Origin of the sequence: Pseudomonas protegens, from assembly GCF_003732485.1 — a bacterium.
Lineage (GTDB): Bacteria > Pseudomonadota > Gammaproteobacteria > Pseudomonadales > Pseudomonadaceae > Aquipseudomonas > Aquipseudomonas protegens_B.
In genome coordinates this window covers 1-1,144 of record NZ_MOAK01000025.1, presented here as the reverse complement: position 1 = coordinate 1,144, position 1,144 = coordinate 1, and the positions used below count along the sequence as shown (strand labels likewise).

Annotated in this window: 1 protein-coding gene and 1 rRNA gene; one reads left to right on the top strand and one right to left on the bottom strand. The window is 53.5% G+C overall.

All coding sequences use genetic code 11. The features are described from left to right. A partial coding sequence (locus BLX41_RS02485; protein WP_148059678.1) for a PepSY-associated TM helix domain-containing protein occupies window positions 1–761 on the top strand: 761 nt, incomplete at its 5' end. 139 nt (window positions 762–900) lie between these two features. Here BLX41_RS02485 and rrf read toward each other — a convergent pair. Then, window positions 901–1,016, bottom strand: a 5S ribosomal RNA gene (gene rrf, locus BLX41_RS02480). Between the last annotated feature and the right edge of the window lie 128 nt (window positions 1,017–1,144).

Here is a 1,144-nt window from a genome sequence, read left to right as displayed (position 1 = left end):
AGTTGCACTACAACCTGGCCCTTCCCGGCAATTGGGGGCTCTGGCTGATGGGGTTGGTGGCTATCGGCTGGGTCATCGATTGTTTCGTTGCCGTGCTGCTGACGCTGCCCCGTGGTCGTCCGTTCTGGCAAAAGTGGTCCACCGCCTGGAAGGTCAAGGGAGGACATGCCTATCGCCTGAATTTCGACCTGCATCGCGCCGGGGGCTTGTGGTTATGGTTGCTACTGCTACCGATCGCCATTAGCAGCGTGGCCATGAATCTGCCGAGCCAGGTCTTTAAGCCAGTGGTGTCCTTGTTCTCTCCTATCGAGCCGAGTGTTTATGAGGCCCGTGGGCGAATGTCGACTGCGGAACTTGGGGTAACTCGGCTGACGTATCAACAAGCGTATGAGCGGGCTGTGGAAGAGGGACGGCGATTGGGTTTGAAGGAGGCGATTGGTGAGTTGTACTACAGCTTTGAATACAACTTCTATGGAGCGGGTTTTGGCCAGCATGATGCCCAGGCCCATGGTAAGTCCTGGTTGTTCTTCCACGGTACGAATGGACAACTGCTGGGGCAGGAAATCGCGGGACAGGGCACTTTGGGAGAACGCTTCTATCGGCTGCAAGTACCGATACATGGCGGCAGGATCATCGGTGTTGCGGGACAGGTGATCGTTGCTGCATTGGGGGTACTGATCGCTATGCTGTCGCTTACTGGCATCTATATTTGGTGGCGTAAGTTGATTGCTCGCAGGAGCGGCAGGCGGCGTAAAGCCTGACAGTCGGGGCAAAGCCGAACCTTGTGCTCAAAGCAGCTACAAGTATTCTGCAAGACGTTGCGGCTTGATTACCCAGACTTTATCGAGCGCAAAAACAAAACCCCTGTCTGCGTCAGCAGACAGGGGTTTTGGAATTCAATCTTGACGATGACCTACTCTCACATGGGGAAACCCCACACTACCATCGGCGATGCATCGTTTCACTTCTGAGTTCGGGATGGGATCAGGTGGTTCCAACGCTCTATGGTCGTCAAGAAATTCTGTGGCCGATCCGTTGGACTCAAGAGTCGAACGTGTCAGCAAAATCATTAACTTCTATATAAAGACAAAACCCCAATTGCTTTCGCAATTGGGGTTTCGGAATTTAATCTTGACGATGACCT